Below are 4,793 nucleotides of genomic sequence, written 5' to 3'. Positions count from 1 at the left end.
GATCGAGGTGGCACAGCCTGCGATAAATCTCTTCCTTGCGTTCACGTACGGCATGGTTCTGCGGCAACAACTCGCAGCAGCTATGCAGTAAATGCCGCACTTCCAGCACCAGATCGGGCGCCTAGGCGCTGAATCAAAAGCGCGAAGTGGATTTCCATTTCGCGCATGGCTATCTAGGCGGTCAGTCTGAAAGTATTCCCAGACCATTCGCTGGCCATAGAACCAGAAAGGCACCTTCGCCAGGTTCGGCTCAAGTACCACCAATAGGTCGGCGTATTTGTCCAGGTCGAAACGGTCTTGTTAGGCCTTGAGCTTGTCTGGCGGAAACCGCGCAGCACGTTGATTTGCTTGGCGTTGCGCTCAGGGTGGCGTCGAGGGGCAACCACAATAACGTGCGGTTAAGGCGCAAGGCGCGCAGTTCGGTGGCTTTCTGATTGAGCCACCAGGCACACAACGGCCGTGCGCGCTCTTGCTGGGCGCGCAGCGCCTTGTGGGTTTCTTTTACGCTGTCGATCGGTGTGTCGGCGGCGAACAACGGTGTGGCGACTTGCTTGACTTGAACCAATGCAGCAGCCCCCGCTAGCCCGAGCGACGGCTGGTTATCGGCGGCGGCGCGCTGGACCGCAAAACGCAGAGCAATGAGCAACAGCAGTCGTGCGTCATCGCCTAAATGCTTGGTGCAGACTGCATCGAGCCCTTCTTGGTGTTCCACCACTCGGCGGAAAAGCGGCAACTGTTCCTTAATTACGACATTTTCGCTCAACACGTGTTCAAGGCACGGCACCAGCCATCCGATGGCGGCAGTGTGGGTACGCAGTTTCGACGGATGGATGCGCGCCAAGGGGGAGTCGGACAAGTGCTGCAATAGCGCGTAGCTGACCAACAAGCCCGAAAAAGAATCGCGCTGATACAACGCCCAAGTCAACCAGGCGCTCATCCGCAAATCCTTGGATTGGCTGCGCACAAATGCCTCTCCGACCTCCTGCACTTTCAGCCAGTCGGTCTTTCCACTTTCAGGCATGGATTGAGCTTTAGCCCGCTCGTGTTCCAATGCCTCGAACTCACTGAAAAAACGAACGTCCTCCCCAGCGAACTGCTGCGTGAAAATTTCGGACGTCGCGAGTTCGAGATAGTAAGTGTATAGCTGGCTTGAATAGGACATTTATCTACGCTTGATCCGTGCAGCCCCATTCAGGAGAGTTATAAGCTGTTCCAAAAACGACCTGAGCTCGTGGCACTTAGACGACATTCTTTTTTGATCCAAGCAGTTTTAGTTTTTTTTAACTAACTAAATATGGTGTTGAGGGCACGGAAAGCTGTAATCTCCAATGCACTGGCGCGAAGCCTGCGAAGCAGTCCAGCCTTCTCAGCGCAGCGAAGGTTACGTACTAAAATAGTCAAAATTCGTCAGCGACAACATGAGCAGCCCTCGCGTAGCCTCCACGCAACACCGGTTAGTTAGAATGTCGGTTTACGCTGCAAGAATATCGCCCGCTTACGCCACGTTAAAGACCGAATGCGCCAAACACCTAATTCGCCCGTGCAAAAAAGTCCGGTTGTAAGAATCATGCCGTGACGCACGACCAGCGTGAATCACCACTCAGTTGAGACAATAAAGGATCCAGTTAGCGTATCTTGGGGCAAGACACCGTAATTTTCACACTGAAGTAGTCAAGTAATTGTCCCTCGACCAAGATATGAATTGTTTCGGATCAAGCGCCTGATTCTGGTATATGACTTCATAGTGCAAGTATTACATCCACGCTTAGTGATCCGCATAGACGCTATCCGGCTCATCAATGCGCCTATGGAGATGCGCACAGGCCGGGGTGATTGCAGTATGCGTGCGGCGAAGCCGCATTGTGCTTATCTCTTCGCCAATTCCCACTCGACACAATGGACGTGCTGAAGCTTGATAGAAGAGGCACTTGACTGGTTGCGCGGCGGTTGAGTTAAGGGGGGCGATTCCGACAGGGGGCGAAATGACACCCTAAACGCATTTGCAATGTCTGCGCAAGATTTGCAGTGATGGTTGTAAGGCGGAACCATCGAAAGAGGAGTTTGAAGTCCAACGGAACGGAAACGTACGTTAAAGCTCCATCTCCTGTTCCGAAGGCTGCTTTAGTGGTCTTAACTGCCCCCGCGAGAGTTGGGTATGCCATGGCAATGCGCAGCCTCCGGTGGCAAGTTGACCGCTTGTAGTACCGCAGTCCTTCATCTTCCTTACGTCAATCCGGCAAGCGCAACACAGCATCACTATTGCGCTCAATGTGGAAGTCCTAGTAGTAGCTTAAAATCCACTTTCTGAGCCCCCCCCCCAATAATCAACTTCGTTATTTACCTTGTATCGCCAATGCTGACGACACTTCATTGCTGCCAGCGAGCATCGACACATCGAGTAATAATGCTGCAAACTTCCCTCTCGTTTCATTCACCTTTTCACCACAACCGATAATACTGCTCCCTTCCCCCAATATGCATCAACAAAACCATTCCAACACGACACAAATATTGAATAAAACCTCAGAAAAGGAAAGGGAGCCATATGGCAATTTACTCGGAAACGATAGTCACAACGGTCCTACGGTTGGGAGCCAGGCACTCAATCAGTTGTGGGGTTTTCACGCCGGGACACGTTACTACCGCACCAGAAGACCCACGGCCGTCCACGCTGATTAAATTAGCATTGATGCCTTGCTGGATAAAATAGGAGCGAACTGCAACGGCTCTATTGAGGGAAAGTTGTTCATTTTCGTGTTGACTGCCGATGCGGTCAGAATAACCAATAATCTGAATTTCTCGCAGATTCGACTCCCTCATTCCCTCGAACAACTTCAAGAGAACACTTTCACCTTTCGCACTCAACTGGGCGCTACCGAATGCAAATGTTGCGTCAGCGGCCAGTGTTAGCTTTTCAGTTTTAACCGCCATCGGCTTCGGCTCCGGCTTCGCCCCCTGCGACTTCACGGCTGGTTGCAAACAATCCTGCGGCAAGTAATAGAAAGACTGTGTCACCAGTTCGCTGTCAAATAGCACTTTGAATTGACACATTTTGTCTGGCAAACCATCAGGCTGGCGAAATTTAAAAATGTAATCCCATTCTTGTACCTTGTACATGCCCTCTGAAAAGTGCGGAGGACCTATCAGATCCTGAACTTGGACCTTTGTCATGCGCTTGTTGATTTTATGCAAATTTTCGAGGTTTACATAACTGCCTTCGGAGCGACTGGCATCAGCGACAGAAGGAAATATGGGTGTTTCAGTCATCCCATGAGAGTCAACTTCACTGACGGTACGGGTGCCACAAGCCGACAGAGCGACTGACATAAACATAACTGCTGCGACGCGCAAGCAACTGAAGTCTTTTGCATTATTCATAATTGATTCTCTAGCGTGATTCTAAACAAAGGCCCGTCTCGCGACGGGCTTGTAAATTACTAATTATTTACCACTGATAACCGACGCCTACAGAAGCACCCACGTCACGCTGAGTGTTGGCCGTGGCCTGTAGTTTCGCAACCCAATGTCCGTTGTCAGAAATTCGGGACACCCCTAATGCCATCGAGGACTGTCCACGATAAGTACTGAGTGCGCCAGAAGTCATACTGGCCCCTGGAGCATAAGGTTGAGGGAGTGCGGCCATGGCCATAGCACCCGCGATGCCTGCACTCAAATCATCATCCAACTGTTTAATATCTTTATGCAACGCTCTGTATGCCGAGTCGGTATATGCGTTAGCGTTTTTTGTGGCGTCGGCGAGGCCACTATTCAACTGACCAAGATTCACCGCATCCGTTGAAGACGTACCTGCCGCGAGATTAGTGATTTGCCGTTCACTACCTGCCGCTCCTACCGAGACACTATTCTCACGATCGGCAATTGAACCAGCTCCCAAGGCGACAGAGTTATTAGCTTTAGCTTTGGCTTTAGAGCCTAATGCCGTACTGTTGGAACCAGAGGCTTGAGATCCAGCACCACCAGCGACGGCATCGCTACCGGAGGCGTCAGGCTTTGGCAAGTTGCTACTGTTGTTCACTTGGAACATACCATCCGTACCGTTCTGCAAGTGAGTGATATCCCCTTCCGTTTTTGTAACGCGCTTGTCGATATTTTTTATCTGACTACCGACGTTCGTTACAGTTGTGTTGACCTGACTGATCGAGTCATCCGTGTATTGCTTCGACTCGGCAACAGCGCCGTCAAGTTGCCGCAGGTTTACAGCATCGGTGGCTTCCTTGCCATCCGCTACGTTACTGATGGTGCGCGTAGCACCAGTGATCGCATTACCGACGGAAACGGTACCTACTGTATTATTATCGGCGCCTGAATATTTACCGGTGTAGTTTTCGATGCCTCGCCCACCATCACTGGCCCCCTGACCTAATGCGACACTTCCAGCAGCACTGGAAGAAGCCCCCTCGCCTAAAGCGACAGCTCCGCTGCCAGTAGTATTAGCGCCATTACCCATAGCGATTGAACTCGAAGCTGAAGCAGTGGCATTCGGGCCAACCGCGGTCGAATCGGCGCCATTGGCTACTGAATCGACACCTGTCGAATTTGTATGGAAGTACTTAATACCGGCGCCATTGTTTATGTTGGTAAAAGAGCCTTCTATATTTGTTACGCGATCATCGACAGCAGTAACTCGATTGTCCAACGCAAACAACTGGGAGCCGTTTACAACGTCCGTACTGTTCGCACTGACATCGCCAGGGGCTACATTGGTAATTTTGTTTGGACCGGCACCACCATGGCTGGCGCTGAACGCACCGTTACCACCGTTGGCAGTCGGA

At 51.4% G+C, this 4,793-nt stretch carries 3 protein-coding genes; all 3 read right to left on the bottom strand.

Annotated features, from left to right (window positions below):
• Positions 1-250 precede the first annotated feature (250 nt).
• Complete coding sequence (locus C7534_RS30765; RefSeq protein ID WP_256594852.1) at positions 251-1,162, bottom strand: TssA family type VI secretion system protein; 912 nt, start codon at positions 1,160-1,162, stop codon at positions 251-253.
• Between the two features lie 1,391 nt (positions 1,163-2,553).
• Positions 2,554-3,378 carry an OmpA family protein gene (locus C7534_RS30760; protein ID WP_109788092.1) on the bottom strand — a complete coding sequence of 275 codons (825 nt, stop codon included), beginning with the start codon at positions 3,376-3,378 and terminating at the stop codon, positions 2,554-2,556.
• Between the two features lie 67 nt (positions 3,379-3,445).
• Positions 3,446-4,793: YadA family autotransporter adhesin (locus C7534_RS32560; protein ID WP_177412307.1), on the bottom strand; the 1,348-nt coding region annotated here is incomplete at its 5' end.

The sequence above is a fragment of the Pseudomonas sp. OV226 genome (assembly GCF_003148705.1).
In the GTDB taxonomy this organism is placed as follows: Bacteria; Pseudomonadota; Gammaproteobacteria; order Pseudomonadales; family Pseudomonadaceae; genus Aquipseudomonas.
The sequence above is the reverse complement of the archived record's forward strand: the minus strand, read 5'-3'. Positions and strand labels throughout refer to the sequence as shown.